Origin of the sequence: Mesoflavibacter sp. CH_XMU1404-2 (assembly GCF_037029465.1) — a bacterium.
Taxonomy (GTDB): Bacteria; Bacteroidota; Bacteroidia; order Flavobacteriales; family Flavobacteriaceae; genus Mesoflavibacter.
This window is the reverse complement of the sequence record NZ_JAYMEM010000027.1, coordinates 1-2,051: the sequence shown is the minus strand read 5'-3', so window position 1 is coordinate 2,051 and position 2,051 is coordinate 1. Positions and strand designations below refer to the sequence as shown.

At 36.4% G+C, this 2,051-nt stretch carries 1 pseudogene; it reads left to right on the top strand.

From position 1 onward, the window contains the following. Nucleotides 1-2,051: pseudogene (locus WA327_RS11435) on the top strand (hypothetical protein); the annotation flags it as partial.

The window sequence follows — 2,051 nt, the reverse complement described above, 5'->3', positions numbered from 1 at the left end:
TTAGAGTTTTGTGATCCAGACAGTGATGGTTTTGGAGAATTTATGTTAACCGATGCAGACACGCAAGTAACAGGCGGCGCAGCAGGATTAGTAGTGACGTACCATGAAACGATGAGTGATGCAGAGAATAATGTAAATGCCTTATCAAGTCCATACGATAACATTGTTTTTGAAACACAGACTATTTATGTAAGAGTAGAGAGTCAAACCATAGTAACAGACTGCGCAAGCTATGTCGAGTTACAGTTAATAGTAAATGAAACACCACAAATAGAATTAACACCAGCTGAATTAGAAGAATGTGATGATGATACCGATGGATTAGCTGCATTTGATTTAACACAAGCAAATGACGAGCTATTAAACCTATTAGACTCAGATACAAGTAATGATATAGACCTATCAGAAGTAACGATTACGTATTACCAATCAGAAGCAGATGCAGAAGCACCATCAAATGCAATAGGCACACCATCTAACTATACCAATGTTACACCGGATATGGAAACAATATGGGTGCGAGTAGAGTATAATGCTACAGGATGTTATACAGTGACCGATTTAAACTTAATAGTTAATCCGTTACCAGTATTAGTACAACCAGATCCATTAAATTTATGTGATTACAATAATCCAGGAGATGAGCAAGAAGTATTTACATTAGAAGATGCTAATGCACAAATCCTAAATGGGCAAACGGGTATTACGTTAACATACTATGATACACAAGCAGGAGCAAATACAGCAGATGCAGCCGCACAGATTTTTAGTCCTTATACAAACGGACCAAACCCACAGACCGTATATGTAAGAGCAGAAGATGATGTTACCGGATGTGTAAGTACAATTACTTTAGATTTAAGAGTAAACCCATTACCATCACCAGCAACACCATCACCATTAGTAGCTTGTGATGATGATAATGATGGTTTTTATACCGAATTTGATTTAGACAGTCAAACAACCACCATTATTAACGGAGAGCCAGACATTAGTATTAGTTATTATGAAACCTTAACCAATGCACAAAACGCAACAGATCCAATACCAAGCACATTGCCTTACGAGAATATAGATCCAGACGTTCAAACTATTTACGTAAGAGCAGAGAATGATATTACAGGTTGTTATACGATAGTTACTATGGATTTAATTGTAGAGCCATCACCAGTAATACCAACAGATTTAGAAGACTATATAATTTGTGATGATGACGATGATGGGGTTAATCAGTTTGATTTTAATACGGTGATGACTCCACAAATCCTAGGATCACAAAGTCCAGCAGATTTTGTATTAACCTATCATGTTACGCAAGCGCAAGCAGAAACAGGCGCTAACCCAATCGTTAACACAGGAAACTATACAAATACAAGTAATCCACAAACCATTTATATACGATTAGTAAGTAATATTAATGGCTGTGTAAGTTTAGGAGAATTTGATATTAGAGTAGAGTTTCCGCCAGTAATCATACAGCCAACAGCCTTATCAATATGTGATGAGTTAGATGCTAATTACTATGAGAACAATGATCAGTTTGCGATATTTGATTTAACCGTTAAAAATGATGAAATCACAGGCGCCGTAGGAAGTTGGACAGTAACATATTATGAAACATTAGCAGATGCACAAGCAGATACTAATGAGATACCAGATCCAACGATGTATCAGAATACAGATCCAGCAGTACAAACGGTACATGTAAGAGTAACAGACAATGATACAGGATGTTTCTCATTGACCACATTAACCATACGTGTGTTAAATAACCCATCACCAACAGAAAATCCAACAGATTTAGAGCTGTGTGATGATGTAAACATCGTAGGTCCAAACGATATGATAGAAGAATTTGACTTAACTACTTACGAAATGGCTATCATAAATGGAGAATTAAATGTAACAGCAAGTTACTATACAGATTTAGATGATGCCTTAGCAGGAAGTAATGCTATAGTAGACCCAACGATGCATACTAATGAAGATCCAGACAACCCAGGATCAGCCATTAATCCTCAAACTATATATGTAAGAATAACAAATGGAGA